The following is a 24224-nucleotide window of genomic DNA, read 5'->3' on the forward strand; positions in this document are numbered from 1 at the left end:
TATTTCCACTTAACTAAGTAGACTGTGAAGGTTAAACAGTTGCTTTTTTCTAGTGCCCTACTCCCTTTACACACTTTATAAAGGCGGTGACCTAATGAAACACCCTAAGACATACAATGCAAAAGAAATTAAAACACCAAATGAAAGCATTTTAATTGAGGGGCCTATTCCTCAAGATAAGCTAGCTAGCTATAATTTCCATGATGGTTTAGTGGCATTTAGACAGCCTAAACAACAACATAAGGCTTTAGTTGAAATAGCCGGGTTACCAGAAGGAAGAATCATTATAGCAAGAGTGCACGATATGATCGTTGGATATGTTACTTATCTTTATCCAGATCCACTAGAGAGATGGTCTGAAGGAAATATGAAAGAGTTAATAGAATTAGGTGCCATTGAAGTAGCCCCTGAATTCCGTGGTTATTCAGTAGGGAAAAATTTATTACGAGTTTCGATGATGGATGATGCAATGGAAGACTATATTATTATTACTACTGAATATTATTGGCATTGGGATCTAAAAGGATCTGGGTTAAACGTGTGGGAGTATCGAAAAGTAATGGAAAAAATGATGAACGCTGGTGGCTTAGAGTGGTACGCTACTGACGAGCCTGAGATTAGTTCACATCCAGCTAACTGTCTGATGGCAAGGATCGGAAAAAGAATTGAGCCAGAATCCATTCAACAATTTGATCGTCTACGCTTTCAAAATCGATTTATGTATTAAGGATTGATGGATAATAAATTAGAATTTAATAATTTTATGTTTAGGGGGCTCAACTTGATGATCGTTAAACAAATAATGCACAAAAACGTGATAACTCTCAGTTCTGATGATACGATAAGTCTAGCGTTAAAGACAATGAAACAGAATAAAATCCGCCATATTCCAATCGTAAATGAGGATCACAATTTGGTTGGAATCGTGACAGAACGAGATGTAAAAGATGCTAGTCCATCGATTTTTCAGCTCGAACTAAAAGAGGACTTTTTAAATAAGCCAATTAATAGCATTATGTCTACTAATCTAATTACAGGTCATCCGCTTGATTTTGTAGAAGAATTAGCAGCTGTTTTGATCGAAAACAATATTGGTTGTTTACCAATATTACAAGATAGTAAATTAGTGGGTATCCTTACTGAAACAGATATGTTAAATACATTTGTAAAGCTTACAGGTGCTGATCAGCCCGGCTCACATATCGAAATCAAAGTTCCTAATATAGCCGGGAAGCTAGCTGAGGTCTCGTCTATCTTACATAAAAGAAGAGTGAATATATCAAGTGTACTCGTCTATCCTGATTGTGATGATCAGTACAAAATTCTCGTATTTCGCATACAAACAATGAACATAACTATGATCGTAAATGACTTACAAGCTGAGGGATATGATGTTTTATGGCCAAATGTATCGGGGAATGAAAGATGACGATAAAGGACACTGCTTTTATTTATTCACCACTATTTCAGTCTTATAAGTTTCATAATGATCATCCCTTTAATCAATTACGAGTTGAACTTACTTACGATTTATTGAAAGAAATGAAAGCAATTAATGACGAAAATATCGTTACACCTAGATTAGCTACAGAGGATGAATTAGCCCTAGTCCATGATAAAAAATATATAAATGCAGTTAAATTAGCTGGACATGGACAATTAGATAGTGAAGATGCACTCAACTATGGAATTGGGACAGAGGACACACCAATCTTTCCAGACATGCATAAGGCAAGCGCTCTTTTAGTTGGAGGTACATTAACAGCTGTCGATTATGTGATGGAAGGAAAAGCAATACATGCAGCTAACTTTGGAGGAGGTTTACATCACGGCTTTCGCGGAAAAGCATCCGGTTTTTGCATTTACAATGATAGCTCTGTTGCGATTAAATATTTGCAAGAAAAGTATAGAGCAAGAGTACTTTATATTGATACAGATGCCCATCATGGTGATGGAGTTCAATGGACATTTTATGATGATCCAAATGTATGCACACTTTCTATCCATGAAACAGGACGTTATTTATTTCCTGGCACTGGGAATGTTACGGAACGTGGATCTGGTAAGGGATATGGCTTTTCCTTTAATATCCCATTAGATGCTTTTACGGAAGACGATTCATGGCTACATGCTTACCGAACATCTATTGAGGAGGTTGCAGAATTTTTCAAGCCAGATGTGATCTTAACACAAAATGGTACAGATGCTCATTATTATGATCCATTAACACATTTATCCGCTTCAATGGCTATTTATCATGAAATTCCAAAGCTAGCCCATGAAATTGCTCATAAATATTGTAATGGACGTTGGATTGCAGTTGGTGGCGGTGGCTACGATATTTGGAGAGTTGTTCCAAGAGCATGGAGTTTAATTTGGCTTGAAATGAATAACATAAAAGTGCCGAGCACGCTTCCAAAATCGTGGATTGAAAAGTGGGAAAAACAAGCACCTGTTAAGCTTCCTGAGCTTTGGTATGACTCTAATGACTTATATAAGCCAATCCCTCGAAAGCCAGAAATAGAAGAAAAAAATGCTTTAACTGTCTCAAAAGCACTTCATCTAATTCGACAAAATCATTAGAAAAATAAATGCTAGTAATCTTAAAATAGCAACCTATTAATTAAAAATAGATTGCTATTTTAAGAAATCATTTAATAATTTCTTCTCATTAAAAATGGAAATGATAGGAGTAATCCCAATACATATAATACACATGCTATATATGCAGGCAATAAATGAATAAAGGTTGTATAACCAATAACAAAATGTGTGATAATTCCAGCTAAAAATGCAGGTAAACCTCCAACAAACATACTCCACCATACCCATTTTTCGCCTTCATGAAATCCCCATAATGATATCATTAATACGAGGAGCCCTACACTTAAAAGGGCACTACCAAATCCAGCACGATCATGCGCAATAACAGATATTAATTTATGATTGAATTGTTCGATCATTTCAGGTGGCATACATAAATACCCAATATCAGTGTTTACAAATACAGACGTAGTTCCTATGTAGGATATAATAATACCTCCAATTACAAATGAAAACCCTAAAATAATAAAAGCTAGTTGCCCATATAAACTAAGCTTCCATGCTATGTGATTTGAATCATTGTAAGATATTGGCGTATCAACTACATTCTTCGTCTTTATAAAGCCCGCTATGAATAGAGGTAGTAGAACAAGCCAAAAAAGTCCGTGAAGCCAATCAAAATAACCATAACCAATAAACATTAATATGCCTAAAAAACCCAAAACCCCAGCAATGTTTACGGCCTTTCTACACCAATGAACCCCGTATTTTATACCGTGTTTAGCTAATTGCATATATAAGATTCCACCTGATATCATTGTACCTGAAAGAGTCATCCGGTCATGGGCCATAAAGAATAAAACATTCTTATTAAAATCTAGCAATTCTGCTCTTGTGATCCTTAGAAACGCTTCATCATATGGCAAAATAACTCTTGTCATACTAAAGAGCAAAGCTAATATCCCTCCGATTAATATACATAGCCCAAATAACCAATATATAATCCATCCTGATGAAACAGTTAACTCACTATCTCTTTCTCGAAAATACAATAATTCATTAATTCGTTTTGGTAAGCCTGGTCCTGAAGTAATATAACCTGAGGATAATAAAAGTAGAGTTGCACCATTTTCTAAAAGTGTTATTGCATCCTTCGGTTCTCTAATACCGCCAGATGTAATAATCGGTGTCTTTTCATTGATTTCCATCCTTACCTTTTTTAGCAAGGATGAAAGATCTCGAAAAGATTCTTTAGATCTATCTCCATCTAATAGTAGTCCATCAAATTCATTTTCATTAACCAAATCAACAAATTCAGAAAATGAATTAGTGATTTGGTTAGTTGTTATAGCTAAGAAAACAGGTTTATCATATAAATGTTTTTTTATTAATGATACAAGCTCAGAACTTATGCTTGTCGGATATTCTAAAACAAAAATATCTCCATAAGGATTTAAAGATGTAGCCAATTCAAAAAGTTCCTTCTCGGTCCCCTTTATTCGAATGATTTTATGCAATGGTAAATGTGAGTATTTTTTTACCTTTCTGAGTGTTTGAGTCAATCCTACAGTAACTTCTTCTGATGGAAAGATAACCTGGTCTTTTTCACTATCATAAATAGGATTTCCCATTGACTGATTAGGCTTCATGGTTACTGGTCCAATCTCTATGAAACTAAATCCTAAATTTGCAAACGCCTTTGTTCCTGTTAAATGTGGATCAACTTTCCCACTTAATCCTATTGGAGAAGAAAATGTTAATTCACTTGTATTTACTCTAATTACAGGAGATGTTTCCATATGTCCTAAAAAACGTATGATCTGGTTTCCTCCAGGAATCGAAGCAATACTACTCATACTTTTATGGATCAATTCCCGACTGATATGTCCTGGAAGTTTTAGCAAAACATCCCGAAATATTGGATGGTAAGACCAATCAGGCATTACGTATCACCTTCTCTATCTTAAATTCAACTCTTAACTAAATAATAACATTTATCGTTAAAATAATAAGATAAAAAAGAAAAACAAGCTGAACCTAGCTGGTTAGCTTGTTTTCGTATAAAAAATTATTGCTTTGTGGATTGTCTGAACTCTATTCGATGTGGGAGTTCAACAATATTATTATCAACTTCTTCTTTATTCATAAGTTTTGTTAATAAGCGCATTGCAACAGCACCAATATCATATGTTGGTTGTACAACTGTTGTTAGCTGAGGGCGTACCATCGTCGCAAGTCTTGTATTATCAAATCCAACGATTTCAAAGTCAGTTGGTATTGAATAATTACGATCTTGTGCACCGTGGATAACACCTAATGCCATTTCATCCGTTCCTACAAAAATCGCTGTTGGTTTATCAGAGAGCTCATCGATTTTCTCAAAAGCTTCTACTCCTGAATCGTACGTATAATCTCCCTCTACAACTAGCTCTTCTTCAAAAGGAATACCAGCATCCTCTAATGCACGTCTGTAACCTACAGATTTTTTCAAGCGATTTATTGGCTCTTCAGTTGGTCCCTCAACATATGCGATTCTTTTGTGACCTTTTTCAATCAGCATTGAAATAACATCATAAGTTGCTTGTTCATAATTGATATTTACAGAAGGTGTTGATTCTGATAAATCGACAGATGCTGCTAATACAATCGGAACTGGGGAACGCTTAAATTGCTCTACAAGCTCTTCTGTAACATTTCCACTCATGAAAACAATTCCGTCAACTTGCTTTCCTAACATTGTATTGAGAAGATGTAATTCTTTATCCTTATTTTGATCAGAATTACTTAAAATGATGTTGTATTTGTACATTGTAGCGATATCCTCGATTCCACGTGCAAGCTCAGAATAAAAGATACTTGAAATATCAGGGATAATTACCCCAACTGTTGTTGTTTTTTTACTTGCAAGTCCCCTTGCAACTGCATTAGGACGATAGCCTAATCGTTCAATTGCATCTAAAACTTTTTTCCTTGTTGTAGGTTTTACATTTGGATTACCATTTACTACTCGAGAAACGGTTGCCATTGAAACATTTGCCTCACGAGCAACATCATATATTGTTACACTTGTCATCTTGAACACTCCTTCAAATACTATCAAAAACGTATATTTAAAATTCCAACTTTAAATTTCGCTATATCCGTATGTAGAAAATTGTTTTTCCTTGTCAAATAGCCATATTTAAGCACGTTCTATGTTAACAATCATACGATACTCTGAAATCGACTGCAATCTATTTCAAAGGTTTTTTAGGCGTTTGTCACATATTGTTCGTTTTTTCACATGATCTTTTTATAACCTTCTTTTCCAAAAACTCGTAGCTTTAGACCTATAACATTCTATTTTTGAATTTTATAGCACTACTTTCGGCTGTTACTCAAGAGATTTCAACTAAGGAAATAAGCGAAAAAATAACCTATAAAGAAAGAACAGCTATGAATAAAACCATAACTTAAAAAAGCTATACTATCATTTTTACCTTAAAATATAACATTTATTTAAAAAAAAAGAAACAAATAAAAAGGTTGACTCATTTTCCAAGATTCTCCCAAATTTTATTTAGACGTTTTTGCAAAAAAACTCTAAATATTCATTAGGAGATAATGGTGAGCCAACCTCTACTTATTTAATAAGAATTGCTTTTAAGCGTTCACTTTAACTAAAGGTTTTAATTCTTTGATGAACTGATCAAATTGATCAAAGTCCATTTGTTGAGCTGAATCTGATAAAGCAACAGCTGGATCTGGATGTACCTCAGCCATTACACCATCAGCACCAATTGCTAAAGCAGCTTTAGCTGTTGGAACTAATAGGTCTCTTCTACCTGTTGAATGTGTTACATCAACAAATACAGGTAAGTGTGTTTCTTGTTTTAAAATTGGAACAGCAGAAATATCTAGTGTATTTCTAGTCGCACGCTCATAAGTGCGAATACCGCGCTCACAAAGAATAATTTGGTCATTACCTTGTGAAATAATGTATTCTGCAGCATTAATAAATTCATCAATTGTAGCTGCTAAGCCACGTTTTAAAAGAACTGGCTTGCGAACTGCTCCTGCAGCCTTTAATAATTCAAAGTTTTGCATGTTACGTGCACCAATTTGAATGATATCAACATATTCCAATGCAGTTTCGATATCAGCTGGATTGACGATTTCACTAATGATTGCTAAACCGTATTCATCTCCAACTTTTCTCAAAATTTTCAGACCTTCAAGACCAAGACCTTGGAAATCATATGGACTTGTACGAGGTTTAAAAGCACCACCACGAAGAATTTTAACTCCCTGTTTCACAGCCTGTTCAGCAACAGCAGCAGTTTGCTCATAGCTTTCAACCGCACATGGCCCAATGATAAACGATTGGCTTCCATCACCAATTCTTACGCCATTAACTTCAACAATTGTATCTTCTGGCTTTTTCTTACGCGATACTAGCAATGCTTTGCTATGGTCATCTTCTTGCAATTCAAGGCCAGCTTTAAATATTTCTTTGAAAATATGTTGCAAAGTTGAATCTAAAAAAGGGCCGTCATTATATTCTTTAATGCTGTTTAACATTTTGCGCTCACGTACAGGATCATAACGATTTACACCTTGTGCTTCCTTTGCTTTTCCAATCTCTTGCACAACTCTTCCTCGCTCGTTAATCAGCTTTAAAATTTGTAAGTTAATCTCATCTGCTCTCTCTCTTAATGCTTCTAATTCTGCATTACTCATCTCTCTCATCCCTTCTTAAAAAAAATAGTCAAAAATCACTGAAACCACAATATGAATGAATTTGAAGTTAGTTATTAAATAATATAAGACTAACATGCAAAATCAGAATTCTACATTAATAAAATATAATGCTTACTTTATCATTCAAAGAATGTGTGGTACATTTTCTTTAATTAATTGTAATTATAAACGATAAAATAGGGATTGTCACCAAAAACTTTAACATTTAAACGCTTTTAAGTGATAAAGCAAACTCGTACAGTGAAAATCAACAACCAAGTTTAAACAAGAGCCAAAGTTTTAAAAACATAAATAACTAAAAAAGGTGATTAACCTCATGATTATCAGAGGTTAATCACCTTTTCTTTAACCTAATACTTCTTTTTTTAATGCATCATATGTGATTTTCCAATGTGATGCATTCCATACGACATCTTTCCCTTTAAACAAAAGTGCTTGTGGTGATTCATGTTTAATTGCAAATGTTTCAGCAATATAATTTGATAATGATCTTGAATCCTGAACATGTAAATGGTAACTTGGATAGTCTTGATGTTTTTCTACAAACTCCTGATATTCTTCAAATGCTGCTTGACTAATGGGACATGTCAGACTATTTTTTACAAATAGAAATTCTTCATGCTTATTAAATAAATCCTCAAATTGTTCTACAGTATCAATTAATTGTTTGCTCACTTTTTTCACCTTTCCCACAGCCACTAAACTGTCCTGCTATTATTTAATTTGATTTTACTTCATCTTTTAAATCAGCTTTTGGTTGTTCCTTTTTGTCATCTTCCTCAAACGCTTCAACTGCTTCTGTTATTGATTCTGAAATCGCCTGATCTTCAGTTTTTTCGTCAGTATTAGAAGTCGATGCTTCACCAGAAATTTGCTCCAATGCATCTGCTACTTCTTTTTCAACGAAATCTCCTTGTCCATTAGAAGTACTCTTTATATCACGAACCTTGTTCATGATTTGTGACGATTGCTCAGTAAGAACCTGTGAAAGTGATGCTGTTTTCTCTTTCGCTACACTTGCTATGCCTGAACCCTTCTCTAGAGCACCATTCGTAAACTTTCCTGTTCGATCCTTCATTACATTCGCTTGTTGTCCAAGATTGTCTCGAATTTCTTTTCCAGATTTAGGTGCTAAAAATAAAGCTGTTGCTGCACCTACTAGCCCTCCAATGATTGAACCAACAATAAAATCCTTATTATTTTTACCCATGATTTTTACCTCCTTAAAAGTGTAAATCTAGATACTTTATTAAATGGTTGTCTTTTTTTCACTCTTCTGCTTCCATTTTGCCCATATTTCCATGGCAGCATTACTCCATTGAACAACTTGGTTCACTTTATCTTGGTTTTGTTCAAGGTTTGTTGAAACAGAAGTTGTTACTTTTCTTACTGATTGATTTAACTGTTGAATTGTTGTGCCAACATCCTTTACTGACTCCACAACAGTATTTAATTTTTCTGACTTATGTTGAATATCTTCTGCAAGTGCATTTGTTTTATGTAGTAAAAATGTTGTTTCAGTCGTAATTCCTTCCATTTGCTTCTCAAGACCAGCTAAGGTGCTTGCAACATTTGTTAATGTTCCTTGCAAAGCCTTTAGAGTTTTCGACACGTACACAACTAAGATGGTAAATGCTATCGCTATGAGTGCGATACTTAAATATAAAATAATAATCATGTCTTACACCTCCTATGTCTTTACTGTTCAATTACCCATCATAACCTATTATAAACATAAAATTTACATAATTACTAAATTCTCTATTCAATTAGACAATCCCTTTGTCAGTTTTTGCTGATATCAAATTTTTGTTTATTTTTGAGGAATACATATTATGACGATTCTTTTTTATGTTCGGGTACAATAAGGTATGATATGACAACATCATTTTAATAGGGAGGATTTATTTTGAAGGATCCAAGAATTGAAACTTTAGCGAATAATCTTATAAACTACTCGATACGTTTACAAAAGGGTGAAAAGGTTTTAATAGAAAACTTTGGGATACAAAAAGAGCTTGTCATTGCTCTTGTAAAGGAAGCATATGAAGCAGGAGGTTTTCCCTTTGTTTCACTAAAGGATCATCAAGTTGATCGCGCCTTAATGTTTGGTGGTAGTGAAGAACAATATCATATGATCGCTGATTTTGAAGCAGAAGTGATGAAAAAAATGGATGCCTATATAGGATTACGATCCGGCAATAACATTAATGAGCTTGCAGATGTACCAGATGAAAAAATGAAGCTTCATGGTCAAACTGTTGGTCAAAAAGTTCATCGGGAAATTCGTGTACCTAAAACGAGATGGGTTGTACTACGATATCCAACTTCATCAATGGCTCAGCTCGCGAAAATGAGTACGGAACAGTTTGAGGATTTTTATTTTGATGTATGTAATCTGGATTATAGCAAGATGGACATAGCAATGGATCCATTAGTTGAGTTAATGAATAAAACAGATAAGGTTCGCTTAACAGGCAAGGGTACAGATTTAACCTTCTCAATCAAAGATATTCCAGCCATCAAATGCTCTGGTCAAATGAATATTCCTGATGGTGAGGTTTATACAGCACCTGTTCGTGATTCTATAAATGGTCAAATTACATATAATACACCTTCGCCATATAACGGTTTTACATTTGAAAATGTCCAATTAACATTTAAAGCTGGAAAAATTATTGAGGCCTCTGCAAATGATACTGAGAGAATTAACAAAATATTTGATACTGATGAAGGTGCAAGATTTGTTGGTGAATTTGCAATTGGCGTGAATCCTTATATCTTACACCCAATGCAAGACATCCTCTTCGATGAAAAAATTGATGGCAGCTTTCACTTCACACCAGGTCAGGCCTATGATGACGCCTACAATGGCAACAAATCCAACATCCATTGGGATATGGTTATGATTCAACGCCCTGAATATGGTGGTGGTGAGATTTACTTCGATGATGTTCTCATTCGTAAAGATGGTCGCTTTGTGTTACCTGAATTAGAAGCATTAAATAGTGAAAATTTAAAATGAAAATTGGGCTGACGCATTGTCAGCCCAATTTTTATAAGTGTTTCATTACGTTGATCAAACATGGACATCTCTCTTTGTAAACGAAAGGATAGTAAAAACAAACAATACGACCAAATGTAAAATGATATTAATAATTGAAAAAGTCAATGTCATTCCTTCAAATAATGGTTGACCGAAAAAGTAGGGCATTATATTTGTGTTAGCAAATAGCAAGTACTTACCTGCTTGATAATGATAATGATCTAATAGCGTGATAATTGCACTTGATGTAAACAATAAAAAAACAGGGACTGCAATTGAAAATACACTACTCCTCGTAATTGTTGAAAAGCTAAAGGCTATTGTACTCATGACCACTATTTCAATTAAGTTAAAAAGATAACTTGCTAATCCAATAAGCACCTTTTGATCAAGAGTTAATAACGTTTCCGAATAAAAAACAATACCGAGAATACCTGACATAAATAATTGGAGAGATACTAGTAAAATTATTATATACAAAACAGTTATATATTTAGAAATTAATATTTTCACCCTTTTTACAGGTCGAGTAAATAAAAACTTAATGGTGCCTTTTTCAAATTCACTTGATACTATATCACCAGCAACAATAATACACATTAATTGAATTACAATTAATAGGTAAGAGCTTACTTGAATATAGTCCCAAAACGTAAATTCTGTCCCTTTAAATAAAAACTTAAAAAATATACTTACGATAATATTCATAAATACCATTAAGCCAATTAGAATCCATATTCTTGGCCGTTTAAATAGTTTCATGTGTTCATTCTTGATTAAGTGAAGATAAGACATCATGTTTCTTCACCTCGCAATCTTTGTAAAAACAGCTCTTCTAATGGACTACCAATTCTTTCAATACCTATTACATTGATTCCAGCAGTCACAAGTAGCTTATTTATTTTCGCTACTTCTTCTACCTCTAATTCTATTGAAAAACCATTAGATTGGAAATGAATTCTGTCATTTTCATACTTAGTTTGTAAAATAGATTTTATGTTTTCTGCATTTAATACCTTAAAGGTATATAAATGTTTCGTGCTTGTTCCATTTTGTAATTCACTTAGTAAGCCTCGTTCAATACATTTACCTTCATCCATGACCAACACACTATCACAAATCAATTCAATTTCACTTAAAATATGACTAGAGATAATGATCGAAACTTCATTTTCGTTTGCAAGCTTTCTCAATGTTTCTCTAAGGCTTTTAATACCTTCTGGATCTAACCCGTTTGTAGGTTCATCTAAAAGAAGTATAGATGGTTGATGCAGAATCGCTATAGCTAATCCGAGTCTTTGCCTCATTCCTAATGAATAGGTATATACTTTATCATCTATGTAATCATCCATTCTTAATAACTCAATAACCTCGTCAATTCTTCCATTAGAAAACTGACTTGTCATACGGAAAAAATGAACGAGATTATCATATCCAGATAAAAAATCATACATTACTGGATTTTCAATAATCGCGCCAACATGGGTAATTGCCTTTTCAAAATCTTTTCTTATATTAACTTTTTCGATAACAATACTCCCAATTGTCGGTTTTATGAGTCCAACTAACATTTTTAAAATTGTTGTTTTACCTGAACCATTTGGACCAAGGAGACCAAGGATTTCACCCTTATTAAGTTCAAAACTCACGTCTTTAATAATTGATGACTTCCCTATTCTTTTACTTAGATTACTTACTTTTAAAACTATCTCATTATTTATCATACAAACACCCTTCAACTAAAGCTATATTAATATTGGTAAATGCCATTTGCATATTTGCTTTTATTAATCTTATTTATTAAACAGAGGAAAAATAATACATAACTATAATACTAATAATTTGTTTGCTCACACTCAATGGTTATGGGATAATATTTTGATGATAAGATTCTGACAATGATAGATAGTTAGGAGTTAATAGAATGGATACTTCTTCGTTTCTTGTAATTGAAAAGGCACCACATTATGAATCGGGGGACATTATCTCATTAGATAAAGTAAATATGGTTTTTGGTAGAGAATCTACACATTGGAAGCCAGACATAACGTTTAATAACGTATTTGTTTCAAGAAAACATTTTAGCATTTCTTTTGCAGCAAATGCCTTTTACATTAAAGATTTACACAGTAAACATGGTACATCTGTTAATGGGAAAATACTTGAACCGAATACACCTGTAAAACTAGCTACAAATGACAAAATATCATTCGCAAAAGATCTAGTTATCATGTCATTTTCACTTAGGGACTTTGAAGAGACTTGTGAGTTAATACCCATTAATCTAGAAGAACTGGAGAATAAGTCCAAACACCCTCGGCTTGACCCATTAAAACAAAATTTAATCTTGAAAAACAACTGTTATGCTTTGACAGAAAAAGAATATAAATTCATGGAAATACTTCTTCAAAAGAAACGATTTGTTCCTAAGGATGAACTAACACATTATGTATGGTCTGAAAGATATACATCAAAAAGCATTGATTCTATGGTTAGTTCAGAAGAAGTGAATGCACTCATTTATAGATTGCGAAAGAAAATACCCTCTACTATAACAATTGAAACAATAAGAGGCAAAGGCTATGAATTAAGAACGTAAAAAAAGCTGACTTAGATAAGAATCATTACTTAACGTGATTTTCTTATTTATTGTCAGCTTTTTTTATCTCTTTAGAAAGAGTTATGCTAGAACCTTTTCATAGGCTTCTTGGTATTTTTGAATATCTCCTGCACCCATGAATACGAGGACAGCATTGTCGTGAGCTTTTAGAACAGAGGTATCCTCTTCATTAATTAATTTGGAATTTTCAATTTTTTCAAGTAAATTATCAATTGATAACTTACCAACATTCTCCCTTGCAGATCCAAAAATATCACATAAGTAAATATAATCTGCCTTTTGTAAACTCTCTGCAAACTCTTCTAAAAAGGATTGAGTTCTTGTAAATGTATGTGGTTGAAATACTGCGACAATGTCTCTATCAGGATATTTTTGTCTAGCTGCATCAATGGTTGCATTGATTTCAGTAGGATGATGTGCGTAATCATCAATTAAAATTTGATCTCCGACTCTTTTTTCATTAAAGCGTCGTTTCACTCCCTCAAATGTTAACAGCCTTTGTTGAATAATCTCAACGTCAATTTCTTCATAATGACATAATGCGATGACCGAAAGTGCATTTAAAACACTGTGATCGCCATAAGTAGTGATTTTAAAAGACGCATAAAAGGTGTTCCGGACAAAAACATCAAATTCAGTGCCGTCTGTTGATTTCACAACATTCCTTGCTTGGAAATCATTCTCTTCACCAAAGCCATAGTAAACTACAGGAACCTTTGCTTGAATTTGTTGTAGCTGCTCATCATCACCACAAGCAATAATCCCTTTTTCCACTAGAACCGCCATTTCCTGAAATGCACTAAACACATCCTCAATGTTAGTAAAATAATCAGGGTGATCAAAATCGATGTTTGTCATGATCGCATAATCTGGTTTGTATGATAAGAAATGTCTACGGTATTCACAGGCTTCAAAAACGAAATACTTGCTATTTGGAATACCATTGCCTGTTCCGTCACCAATTAAATAAGATGTTGGTTCAGCCCCTTGAATTACATGTGATAATAATCCAGTTGTGGATGTTTTTCCATGAACACCGGTTATTGCTACACTTGTATACATTTGCATGAATTCACCAAGAAAACGATGATAGCGAATAACTGGTAAGCCAAGATTGAAGGCTTCTTCAATCTCTGGGTGTGTATCCGGAAACGCATTTCCTGCGATAATCGTTAAACCTTCTTTAATATTTTCTTTTGCAAAAGGTAATACTTTAATGTTACGTGCTTCTAGGGCTTTTTGCGTAAAAACTTTCTTATCAATATCAGAGCCCTGAACTTCGTAATTCATATCATGTAAAATCTGTGCAAGGGCACTCATTCCAGTCCCTTTAATTCCAACAAAATGATAAACAGTCATAATTAGAACCTCCAACAAACGTCTATCTGATTGACAGTATATGACGCTCATCTAGATTTGCAACCCATCTATATGAATCCAATTCGAAAAACTTGGCTTTTTCACCAAGTGGCAAAGCCTTCGTTTTTCTTATACTATCATCCACAAGATTTAATTTTAGTAAGTGAAAGAAAAGCACAGTTGCCTAGTTAAACCAGGCAAACATGATATCCGCTATAAATAAAGGTAGCTCCAACAACCTATTAAATTTGGTGGTTGTGTTTACAAAAAAATATACCAACGAGAATTTTGCAGGTTACTACTCTAAAGGGTAAATGCGAAAATCAGTCCTAAACTTATACTTCCTAATTTTTCTTTAACATATGTAATAAGCTTACGGTTGTATATTATATCACTTGCATGAAATAATGACCATGAAAATAGTGGAAACCTTAGATTGGAGTTAGAATGTCACTTTTCAACTGATGCATCTCTATTCCAACTATATTTTATGGAAAATTTCTTTAAAAATGTACGCCAACTTTCTGTACTTTTTTCAAAATGACCTATTAAGTTAGCTATTGTTTTTTGATCATTTTGAACAAAAATTTCGCTAATACACAAAAGGTGAGCAAATACCGGAACTGAACGTAAAAAGATAATGTCTTCTCCATTAACCATTTTAGATTTTGACAACGTCTTAATTATACATCGTTCACCTGTAAGTAATTTCTCTGCATGTATATGACTATCATTTGATTTTATTACTTTAAATGGCTCAAGTACACTAGCCATAAAAAATGCATGTACCACTGCATCTAACGAGTGCCTATTATTACTCGAGTAATCCACAAATGATTGGTAATTGGTTGTTCCTTTTATCGTCAAATAATCAAAAGTAAACCAGTCAAGAAAATGCTGCTCTTCTATTTTAGTAAAAACGGATGATCGCTCACAACCTACTTTTTCACTAAATATATACTTAGCCTTCACTTTTTCCCTAATGTTTACTTGGCGGTCTACATAGCTCTTAATCATTGTAGCATGTTGAAAAACGTAGGTAGAAAGTCGGTCTTCTTTTTCCTTACGAAGAGTTTGAAAATGAATAATATTATCCATAATTATTCAACTTTTTCTAAACGTGGAATTGAATGAGTCTCTCTGACAATTCCACGCTTTTTTAACCTGATAACAGTTGAAAAGTTTCTAATGCTTATTTCCCCTTGTAGCTTTATTACAAATACCTTCATCGACCTAAACTCCCTTATCCCTCTCTATTTAAAGTATCATACCATTTTCTTTTACTATGCACTACTCACCTTGAATCGAATCTAATTCCTCTTCAGAAATGAGAATATCTCGAGGTTTACTTCCACGATTTTCTGAAATAATTCCTTGCTCCTCCATCATATCAATCAGTCTGGCTGCTCGATTATAGCCAATTCTAAAACGTCTTTGAAGGAGTGATGTTGATGCTCCACCTTGATTCACAACAAATTCGCATGCTTCAAGGAATAGCTCATCTTCTTCAGATTGTATGGTTGCTTTTTTCACCAATTCATCTTGATGAAATAAATAATCTGGCTTTGATTGTAGCCTTACATGTTTAACTACTCGTTCAATTTCCTCATCTGATACGAACGTACCTTGCAGCCTTACTGCTTTCGATGAGCCGTTTTCTAAAAACAACATATCACCTTTACCAAGAAGCTTTTCTGCACCATTAACATCAATAATTGTTCTTGAATCCACTTGGGATGAAACAGAAAAAGCAATTCTAGTTGGGATATTCGCTTTAATTAAGCCTGTAATAACATCAACAGATGGACGCTGAGTCGCCACAATTAAATGAATTCCACACGCACGAGCCTTTTGCGCAATCCGACAAATGGCTTCTTCGACATCATTTGGTGCAACCATCATTAAATCTGCTAACTCATCTATGACGATAACTAGATATGGTAGATGTTCACCTTGTTTATGCTCTTTTACAAGTTGATTATATCTCGTAATCTCTCTTGTACCAGAATGAGCAAATAGCTCATATCGACGTTCCATTTCCTCCACAGCCCATTTTAAAGCTGCAGTTGCTGCCTTTACATCGGTAATAACAGGACTTACTAAGTGTGGAATTTCATTATAAGGTGCCAATTCAACCATTTTCGGATCAATGAGCATTAATTTCACTTCATGTGGTGACGCTTTGTATAACAAGCTAACAAGAATTGTATTAATACAAACACTTTTACCTGAACCAGTTGCCCCTGCAATAAGTCCGTGAGGCATTTTCTTTAAATCTGTAACAGCAGGCTGACCAGAGATGTCCAAACCTAACACTGCATTCATCGGCGATGGATTCGTTCTAAATTCTGGACTTCGGATTATTTCACGTAAATAAACCATTTTACTTACCTTATTAGGTACTTCAATACCAATCGTATTTTTCCCAGGTATCGGTGCCTCAATCCTAATATCCTTGGCTGATAAGCTCAATTTAATGTCATCACTTAAGTTTGTAATTTTATTTACCTTCACACCTGGTTCAGGATGAACCTCAAATCTTGTTACAGAAGGTCCTTGAGTAACATTTACAACACTAGCCCTAACATTAAAGTTTTTTAAGGTTACATCTAAAAGCTCTTTCTGATCATTCAACCATGAATGATCTTCTAAAACTTCCTTATCTGGAACATTTAAAAATGCGAGTGATGGAAACTGATAACTGTCCTCTTTCGCTTTCATCCGTTGTTTATCTCGACCTAGCATCATAACATTGAAGGGATGACTATTGTTTCTTGTTTTTGTTTCTGTCCTCTGCTTCTCGTCTTTAGTGAGAATTTCTTGATTAGACATATTTGGCTGATGCTCGTCTTCTTTTAAATATTTTTCTTGATGATGATTTATAATCTGCTGTTTATTTTCTTCCAGAGGTTCATCTTGTTGGAATAGATCAACATTGTTTCTTCCATCTTCTCGATGTTCCTCTTGTTGGATTGGATCCTTCTTTTGAACAAATGGATTTTCAAGCTCATTTTCAATGACTGTTTTGTGTAATTCCTGTTGATATTCTTCTTCGTCTATTTGAGCTTGGTGAAGAAGTTGGTTCATTTCAGGACTATTAACCTGTTCTGAATATAATTGATTTTCTGCATCGGTTTCTTCATCAGAGATAATTGTTAAAGGTTGTCGAGTAACCTCAATATTTGATTCCTCTTCCAAAGTAATTAGAGATATTTCATGTTCATCTAGTGTTACTGCTACTTCTAGTTCATGTTCACTTATATGAATTTCTTTCTCATGATCATCAATTACTGGTTTTTCTTCTTCGTAGAATGTATTAATTTGACTCAAATCAGCGTCAATTCTCAGATCATTCACTTCATGGTTCTCCTCAACGTTTCCATTGCTAATTATTGGAGTTACTTCATTCTCTTCATAAGAAAAACTCATTTCAGTGTGATTATCTTCTTTTTCAACCATTGAACTTTGCTTACGATCAAAATTTATAGCAATATCATTTTGTTCAATATTTTTTAACTTTTCTTGTTGGAAGTTTTGAATGACTGTATTTGAAGATTGTTTCTCTTCATTTTTAGAAAATGAACCATTTATTCCACGGTTTTCCATTTGTAACTGCGGTCGAGTCATTATTCTTTCTTCTTTTGTTTGAAACCCGTAAATAGGCGATGGTATAGCGGTCGGACTAAAAGGTCGTTTAGGTTTTTCATCAGTCTTTTTAGGATTTGCTCTTGGTTTAGTAGCTGGACTTTTAGGATTTGTTCTTGGTTTAGTAGCTGGACTTTTAGGAGTAAATGTTCCTTCTCCGCTATGTTTTTGATAATCACTAGTACGTATTGGACGTTTGGGACGGTCATCACGACTTGCTAACTTTTCATCTGGTATCATCGGAAACCTAAAGTTACCTTTTGGATATTGATAGGCGACCTTAGCTTCAGCAGTAATGTTTTTTTGATTTTTAACTTCAACGCTAAAAGGAGTGTTGAAAACGGTTTGAGCATTGAGATCATCATGTAATTCTGCTTTTTTTTCATATTCTTTTTCATATTCTTTTTCATATTCTTTTTCATCATCTCCAGAGAAATAGGAGACTAACTTTGTTAACCAATTCATCTTTATCACTCTTTCAACATTCAAAATATCTTATACTCTATTGTATCAATAAATGTCTAGATTTGTAGATAAACTTCAATCAATGTGGTAAACAAATACTTTTTTAATCCAACTGTAGGAAGAAGGTTTTAGGTATATAGGTAAGGGTAGAACTACTAGACTTATTGATACTGAAGAACCCCCCTCACGTTAAAAATAAATTAAAGAAAAAAAAGAGGATAACCAATAATTAAAATAACCTCCATCACGATGAAAGCTATATCGGCCGCCTCTTTCATTTCTTCATTTTTCTTCTAGATTGTTCGGTTTGAAGATTCTATTTATGGGTGTTCAAACCTTGTTAGTAAATTTAATCTAATGATTATTTTTGTGGTTTATTTTTTCCTAAAATAAACACTGGCTCAAGCTTTTTATTTTCATATAAAAACGATAATGCAGTAATTGGGACTGTACCACTTGCAAAAAAGCTCATCGTTAATTGTGCCAGAATATCATAACCTGTATTATTTCGAACATCGACAATTATTAACACATCTTGATGTGGGACAGCAACAGCCATTTTACCTTCAATCTTTTCCTCAAATGATTGCAGTAGACTTTCATTCAATATTCTGCTTGCGTCATAGCCATCGTTTGCGTTTAAGAAATAAAAAATGTTCCCTGCAACATTGTCTTCTTTTATACTTGTCTTTAAAGATCTTATATTAAATGATGATACTTCTTTTAATTGGTCACTTGTCCAATTTTCTTTTTCCATCATTTTTTCATCAATTAAACGATACGTATTTCCAAGATCTAGTGCATAATAGATTCTTGTTTCTGCTGTATGCTCGCTGTAGCATAGCGGAATTCCATCATTACTCTCGGTAGGGAAAGAAGTAGAGCGAATCACTGGAAAAATAGATTTTTCCTTTCCTGTAAGCTCTTGTTTCTCGCTCATAACGATTAAAGCCTCTTCAACATAATAAACAACTTCATTAATTGCTTTTTCTTTTGATGTTTCCCACTTTGCAATTATTCCCGGAAGAGATAGTGTTACACCTTTGTTTGTTGTGGAATCCTCAATTCTTAAAGAATCCTTCTTACGATCAAAATCAAATTGCCATTGTGGTTGTGTAAGCTTTTCTTTTAGGATTTCTACTAATTTTCTTGAAGTCATTTTCATTCATAGTTCCTCCTCTCGAATAAATTCTATGAAGGAAAGAGGATGGAACCCTCTTTAACTCGATTTTATGTCCAAATCCGATTTTTAACCAAATTGGGTCCATTATTTTGCAGAACATAATCGTTTTTCGTTTAACCTTAAAGTGAAGTGTATTTGTTATAAGTGCTATGTAAGGCTGTTAATAAAATCTTGAATTTGTTCTTGTGTTTTACGATCCTTACTTACAAATCTTCCAACTTCCTTACCTTGGTGGAATGCAACAAAGCTTGGGATTCCGAATACACTTAATTCCGCACATAAATCTATGTATTCATCACGATCGACATAATAAAATGTATAAGAGCTATTTTCTTTTTCGATTTCAGGTAAAATAGGTTCAATTACGCGACAATCTGGACACCAATCTGCTGAGAACATAAAAATAACATTGTCACCTTGAATAAGTTGTTTATATTCTTCTACTGAAGTTAGTTTTTTCATAACAATTTCCTCCATCTTAATTAAACTCTGTTTCGTCATATATAGTTTATATGATTCCCTGTTACGTTTCCACTTAGCCAACTTGCAATGACTATATTACTACTACTTTTCGAAATGAAAAAGAGGCTTAAAAAGGTTATGCCTAATTTAATCCTCTTTAACACTCATTTTTTTTTAACCGATTTAACAATATCCATCATATTTTTTGCAGCATCTGAAACATCATTGGCTTTTGCTTCAGTTGTTAACTTTGTTCCACCGATACCAACTGTAACTTCATAAGTGTTTTTTTCAAGATTATTAACAAATAGATAGCCGAATCTCTCTTTATCTTGAAAGGTTTCAGAAATAAAAGGCTTTTCATATTTTTCTACTAGTGTATCATAAGAAACTTTACTATTAGCTTCCTCGTTTTCATTTACAAATAATAAATAGCTCATATTTCCCTTTTCGAGCAATACATTATACTTCTTTGTTTCTTTTACACTAAATTCTTCAGGTAAATAATATGAAAAGAGCTTTGTATGTTCATTTGTATCCTGTGGCGAGTCTTTGAATGCCTGTTTGGTATTATCTATTGTGGTTTTGGTTAATTCTTCATCTGATACTGTACAGCCCAATAATAAAAAAGTTAGTAAAAGACTTAGCACAAGAGTTAATTGCCTCATATCAATCCCCCAAATATACTAGGTAAATAGAACTTATATAATAATACCCCGAATTTTTTTCTATTGACAAGTGAAAGTCGTTTTTTGCTACATTTTACCAAGTGGAAAATTTGTTTATATTAAATAATACCGATTTAAGGGGATATTATGGAAGTTATTATTTACTTAGCATGCAAAATACATACGAATTACCTGAGCATCCTCATCATCAGTTAAAAGAACTGTCAGATAAGCTAATGTTACGGTTGGAATGTCCAACAAGCTATGTACTTTAATATTTAGTAAAAAAATAAAAAGCGACCCTTTAGTCGCTTTTTATTTTGGCTTTAGTAAGCCTTAGAGGTTTTATATAAATATTGACCAACTAAAAGTTTTGATAGCTGTGTAAACATTTCCGTTCTATCCACGCAACCATTTGTAAAAATTCCAATTGCCCCTTCATTTTGGCGAACATTATGTTTTCCTACATAGCGATCCATAACATCCCCTAATTCCAATCCGCTAAAAACCAGAGCACCTACTTCTTCAGGAATAACAATCCTGGATCCACCAGCTACGATTGGCTGCATATGCTCGTCAACAATCGCTCCCCAGTTACATAAAAAGTAGCCATGCTCTTGTTTCACAACACCGCCCTCTAATCCTACACCAATTTGACCATTCGCTTCTATAAGAGCGTTTTTTGCACGATTTATTGCCCCAGCCATTGTCTCATTGTCAGTTAAAGGCTGTGCTGAAACATTGGAAGGTACATTTATTGAGGTGAATTCTCCTGGTAAATTTGAGGCAAAAGCAGCTTTAACTGCATTAACTTTTGCTGGATTCTTCGTTCCAATTGCGATTATCACGTTCATTCCCCTTACTCTTTTTACGAATTACTTTTAATCGTTTGCACTGTTGTAGCATCACAGGACTTAACGAGACGCACAAGAAGTTCCTTTGCTGCTGCATAATCATCTACATGCATGATTGATCCAGATGTATGAATATAGCGTGAGCATACCCCAATTACAGCAGATGGTACACCTTGATTTGAAACATGGACACGTCCTGCATCTGTGCCACCCTGAGATACAAAATATTGATATGGGATATCATGTGTTTCGGCCATATCAAGAATAAATTCTCTCATCCCACGATGTGTAACCATGGAACGGTCATAAATTCTTAAAACAGCTCCCTTACCAAGCTGTCCGAACACTTTCTTATCTCCACTCATATCATTTGCTGGCCCAGCATCTAATGCAAAGAAAAGATCAGGATTAATCATTGTAGCTGCTGTCTGAGCTCCTCGTAGGCCTACTTCTTCTTGAACTGTAGCTCCAGAATAAAGTGTGTGTGGAAGTGTTTCATCTTTAAGTTCCTTTAGTAATTCAATTGCAAGTCCACATCCGTAGCGATTATCCCATGCCTTTGCAAGAATTTTTTTCCGATTCGCCATTGGCGTAAACGGACAGATCGGAACTATTTGTTGACCTGGCTTAATTCCAATTTGTTTTGCATCATCTTTGCTATCTGCACCGATATCAATTAACATATTACTTATTTCCATTGGCTTTGATCGTTGTGATTCACTTAATAAATGTGGAGGGATTGAACCAATTACACCAATGATTGGCCCATTGTCTGTAATTATCTCTACTCTTTGTGCAAGCAGCACTTGACTCCACCAGCCACCAAGCGGCTGGAAACGGAGCATCCCATTATCCGTTATCGCAGTTACCATAAATCCAACTTCATCCATATGCCCTGCAACCATAATTGTTGGTTCATCTGGCTTTCCATGTCTAACACCAAAAATACTACCTAATTTATCTTGAACTACTTCATCCGATAATGGCTCAAGCTCATTTTTCATAAATGCTCTTATTTGATGTTCATTTCCAGATGCACCAGGAAGTTCTGTTAATGTTTTAAATAATTGTAAGGTTTCTTTTTTCATTCTTTACCCTCATTTCAGCGCAGATTGCGTCTTTTTCTTACTGTTACGTAATATGTATTGAAATAACTTCACTTAATATAACTAATTAACATGCTATAATGATTTTTATAAACTAGGCTCTGTTAAACTTGGTTGTTGATCTCCTCTTCAGGAGACCGCTCCAACAACTTTAGGCCATATACTAAAATGTATCTATGCATTTAAAAAATCGAGCGTAATTTAAATATATACGAATTAGGGGTGACGAATATGAAAGGTAAATATTTTTTACTTGGCTTAGGTATTGGAATTGCATCAACATTCCTTCTAAATGACCAAATAAAACAAATGTCAATCTCGTCCGATAAAGCATTAGAACTTGTAAAAAAAGCGTTTAAGGAAAAAGGTCCTATCGATGGGTCGTGGATTTATACAGTTCCTGAAACCTTTTCAAATGACCATTTAACTTATAAAGTTTTTAAAACTGGTGTTTCTCGTACTGTCAATGATCGTCTCGAGCAATATGAAGCGTTTGTAGATGCTAAAACAGGTACGATTATCCATGTAGAACAAATTGCATAATGTATAAGGGGCTCCCATTTACCTTGTGCCCCTTCTTAATATATATTCCACTAATTAATTCCTTTTTCGTTCAATCTTTTTTACAATATCACCTTGATCATTCCATTTTATTCCTCGGTAGTATGCATCATGATAAAAAGTAAACCATGCGTCTTGTGACTCGCCATACTTCAGCCATTTCTGCTTATTCTTAATCGAGGTCATTGGGTAATCATCATAAGCTAATACCCATAATGGATTCTTATGAGCATGTGTAGGCATTAAATCTGCCATATGAACAACCGTTTCTCCACCATCTTGTAAAATCACGACACTGTGACCATCACTATGGCCTCCTGTATGATGCATTTCTATACCATCAGTTATTGTAATTGATCTTTCAAATGTTGAGACCTGTTCCTTAATTGCTTCCCAATTTTCTTTCCAATATGTATTTCGCGAACGAATATTAGGTTGTTGCATTTCTTCCCACTCAATTAAGGAAGTAACAATTTTAGCGTTAGGAAACACAGAAATTAACTGGTTATCTTTCCACTTTGTTAACCCACAAGCATGATCAAAATGCATATGTGTCATTAATACAATATGAATATCTTCAGGTGTAAGCCCGAGCTCTCTCAATGATTGCTCAACTGCTGATTCTTCTTTGACACCATAATTTCTTAACTGTTTTTCATTTAGCTTACCAGAGCCTATACCTGTTTCTAAGAGAATATTCTCGCCATTTTTTTGAATAAGCAATGGATCTGTCCGTAACTCAATTTGATTTAATTCGTTAACAGGATACTTTTTCGACCAAAGCGTTCTTGGGACAACGCCAAACATGGCCCCCCCATCAAGATATGTGACCCCGCCATTTAACCAAGTTATCAGTGTTTGTCCTATTAAAAGTGTTTCCATTTCTTTCCCTCCCCCTTATTATTATCTTAACATACGACTAATTAGTTATGACAATAGATAACGATACAAAAAAAAAAAGGAAATGACAT

General features: G+C 34.1%; 24 protein-coding genes. 6 read left to right on the forward strand and 18 right to left on the reverse strand.

Annotated elements, in window-relative coordinates:
• Nucleotides 1-94: 94 nt before the first annotated feature.
• Genes HUW50_RS02430 through HUW50_RS02440 form a run of 3 tightly spaced genes read left to right on the forward strand, consistent with a single transcriptional unit; the run spans nt 95 to nt 2583 of the window.
• A complete protein-coding gene (locus tag HUW50_RS02430; RefSeq protein WP_185653664.1) occupies nt 95-727 on the forward strand; it encodes a GNAT family N-acetyltransferase in 633 nt (210 codons plus the stop codon).
• A gap of 57 nt (nt 728-784) precedes the next feature.
• Complete coding sequence (locus tag HUW50_RS02435) at nt 785-1429, forward strand: acetoin utilization AcuB family protein (RefSeq protein ID WP_185653665.1); 645 nt, start codon at nt 785-787, stop codon at nt 1427-1429.
• Complete coding sequence (locus HUW50_RS02440; RefSeq protein ID WP_066326640.1) at nt 1426-2583, forward strand: acetoin utilization protein AcuC; 1158 nt, start codon at nt 1426-1428, stop codon at nt 2581-2583. Before HUW50_RS02435 ends, HUW50_RS02440 begins: the two co-directional genes overlap by 4 nt.
• Nucleotides 2584-2654: 71 nt before the next feature.
• Here the strand turns inward: HUW50_RS02440 and HUW50_RS02445 are convergent, their stop codons facing one another.
• The 6 genes from HUW50_RS02445 to HUW50_RS02470 all read right to left on the reverse strand — a co-directional run bounded on the left by HUW50_RS02445 (nt 2655) and on the right by HUW50_RS02470 (nt 8962).
• Nucleotides 2655-4487, reverse strand: coding sequence for a dihydroorotate dehydrogenase (locus HUW50_RS02445; protein WP_066326636.1), 1833 nt, complete (start codon nt 4485-4487; stop codon nt 2655-2657).
• Between the two features lie 125 nt (nt 4488-4612).
• On the reverse strand, nt 4613-5617 hold the full coding sequence (ccpA, locus tag HUW50_RS02450; protein WP_066326634.1) for a catabolite control protein A: 1005 nt from the start codon (nt 5615-5617) through the stop codon (nt 4613-4615).
• Between the two features lie 569 nt (nt 5618-6186).
• The gene (locus tag HUW50_RS02455; protein WP_066326630.1) at nt 6187-7263 is read right to left on the reverse strand and encodes a bifunctional 3-deoxy-7-phosphoheptulonate synthase/chorismate mutase; all 1077 of its coding nucleotides are present in this window, start codon (nt 7261-7263) and stop codon (nt 6187-6189) included.
• Nucleotides 7264-7629: 366 nt separating this feature from the next.
• A complete protein-coding gene (gene ytxJ, locus HUW50_RS02460; RefSeq protein WP_260445645.1) occupies nt 7630-7959 on the reverse strand; it encodes a bacillithiol system redox-active protein YtxJ in 330 nt (109 codons plus the stop codon).
• 43 nt (nt 7960-8002) lie between these two features.
• Entirely contained in the window at nt 8003-8494 is a 492-nt protein-coding gene (locus HUW50_RS02465) for a YtxH domain-containing protein (RefSeq protein WP_066326621.1), read from the reverse strand.
• A 39-nt stretch (nt 8495-8533) separates the two neighbouring features.
• Complete coding sequence (locus tag HUW50_RS02470) at nt 8534-8962, reverse strand: DUF948 domain-containing protein (protein ID WP_066326619.1); 429 nt, start codon at nt 8960-8962, stop codon at nt 8534-8536.
• A 231-nt stretch (nt 8963-9193) separates the two neighbouring features.
• Between HUW50_RS02470 and HUW50_RS02475 the strand changes: the two genes are divergently transcribed.
• Nucleotides 9194-10309: an aminopeptidase gene (locus HUW50_RS02475; protein ID WP_066326617.1), complete on the forward strand. Its 1116-nt coding sequence runs from the start codon at nt 9194-9196 to the stop codon at nt 10307-10309.
• 54 nt (nt 10310-10363) lie between these two features.
• On the opposite strand, the gene HUW50_RS02480 is transcribed toward HUW50_RS02475, so the two are convergent.
• Nucleotides 10364-11128 (reverse strand): ABC transporter permease, encoded by a 765-nt coding sequence (locus HUW50_RS02480; RefSeq protein WP_066326609.1) that lies wholly within the window; start codon nt 11126-11128, stop codon nt 10364-10366.
• The gene (locus tag HUW50_RS02485; protein WP_066326604.1) at nt 11125-12054 is read right to left on the reverse strand and encodes an ABC transporter ATP-binding protein; all 930 of its coding nucleotides are present in this window, start codon (nt 12052-12054) and stop codon (nt 11125-11127) included. The genes HUW50_RS02480 and HUW50_RS02485 overlap by 4 nt, the downstream gene beginning before the upstream one ends.
• A 200-nt stretch (nt 12055-12254) precedes the next feature.
• Here HUW50_RS02485 and HUW50_RS02490 point away from each other — a divergent pair, with 200 nt between their 5' ends.
• Nucleotides 12255-12929 carry an FHA domain-containing protein gene (locus HUW50_RS02490; RefSeq protein WP_066326603.1) on the forward strand — a complete coding sequence of 225 codons (675 nt, stop codon included), beginning with the start codon at nt 12255-12257 and terminating at the stop codon, nt 12927-12929.
• A gap of 81 nt (nt 12930-13010) precedes the next feature.
• Here the strand turns inward: HUW50_RS02490 and murC are convergent, their stop codons facing one another.
• The 9 genes from murC to HUW50_RS02530 all read right to left on the reverse strand — a co-directional run bounded on the left by murC (nt 13011) and on the right by HUW50_RS02530 (nt 22674).
• A complete protein-coding gene (gene murC / locus HUW50_RS02495) occupies nt 13011-14309 on the reverse strand; it encodes a UDP-N-acetylmuramate--L-alanine ligase (RefSeq protein ID WP_066326590.1) in 1299 nt (432 codons plus the stop codon).
• Nucleotides 14310-14759: 450 nt separating this feature from the next.
• Nucleotides 14760-15407, reverse strand: a complete 648-nt coding sequence (locus HUW50_RS02500; RefSeq protein ID WP_066326584.1) for a hypothetical protein — start codon at nt 15405-15407, stop codon at nt 14760-14762.
• Nucleotides 15408-15409: 2 nt separating this feature from the next.
• The gene (locus HUW50_RS26925) at nt 15410-15538 is read right to left on the reverse strand and encodes a hypothetical protein (RefSeq protein ID WP_260445646.1); all 129 of its coding nucleotides are present in this window, start codon (nt 15536-15538) and stop codon (nt 15410-15412) included.
• A 61-nt stretch (nt 15539-15599) separates the two neighbouring features.
• Nucleotides 15600-18419, reverse strand: a complete 2820-nt coding sequence (locus tag HUW50_RS02505; protein ID WP_185653666.1) for a DNA translocase FtsK — start codon at nt 18417-18419, stop codon at nt 15600-15602.
• Nucleotides 18420-18780: 361 nt separating this feature from the next.
• On the reverse strand, nt 18781-19584 hold the full coding sequence (locus tag HUW50_RS02510) for a DUF1444 domain-containing protein (RefSeq protein WP_157094292.1): 804 nt from the start codon (nt 19582-19584) through the stop codon (nt 18781-18783).
• 165 nt (nt 19585-19749) lie between these two features.
• Complete coding sequence (locus tag HUW50_RS02515; protein WP_083964455.1) at nt 19750-20103, reverse strand: thioredoxin family protein; 354 nt, start codon at nt 20101-20103, stop codon at nt 19750-19752.
• Between the two features lie 125 nt (nt 20104-20228).
• Nucleotides 20229-20732 (reverse strand): hypothetical protein, encoded by a 504-nt coding sequence (locus HUW50_RS02520; protein ID WP_066326575.1) that lies wholly within the window; start codon nt 20730-20732, stop codon nt 20229-20231.
• A gap of 326 nt (nt 20733-21058) precedes the next feature.
• Nucleotides 21059-21586, reverse strand: coding sequence for a DUF84 family protein (locus HUW50_RS02525; protein WP_066326568.1), 528 nt, complete (start codon nt 21584-21586; stop codon nt 21059-21061).
• A 14-nt stretch (nt 21587-21600) separates the two neighbouring features.
• A complete protein-coding gene (locus tag HUW50_RS02530) occupies nt 21601-22674 on the reverse strand; it encodes a M42 family metallopeptidase (RefSeq protein WP_066326567.1) in 1074 nt (357 codons plus the stop codon).
• A gap of 249 nt (nt 22675-22923) precedes the next feature.
• Here HUW50_RS02530 and HUW50_RS02535 point away from each other — a divergent pair, with 249 nt between their 5' ends.
• Nucleotides 22924-23235 carry a PepSY domain-containing protein gene (locus HUW50_RS02535; protein ID WP_066326560.1) on the forward strand — a complete coding sequence of 104 codons (312 nt, stop codon included), beginning with the start codon at nt 22924-22926 and terminating at the stop codon, nt 23233-23235.
• A gap of 54 nt (nt 23236-23289) precedes the next feature.
• Here HUW50_RS02535 and HUW50_RS02540 read toward each other — a convergent pair whose 3' ends face one another.
• A complete protein-coding gene (locus HUW50_RS02540; protein WP_066326552.1) occupies nt 23290-24135 on the reverse strand; it encodes a YtnP family quorum-quenching lactonase in 846 nt (281 codons plus the stop codon).
• Between the last annotated feature and the right edge of the window lie 89 nt (nt 24136-24224).

Origin of the sequence: Metabacillus sp. KUDC1714 (assembly GCF_014217835.1) — a bacterium.
Classification (GTDB): Bacteria; Bacillota; Bacilli; order Bacillales; family Bacillaceae; genus Metabacillus; species Metabacillus rhizosphaerae.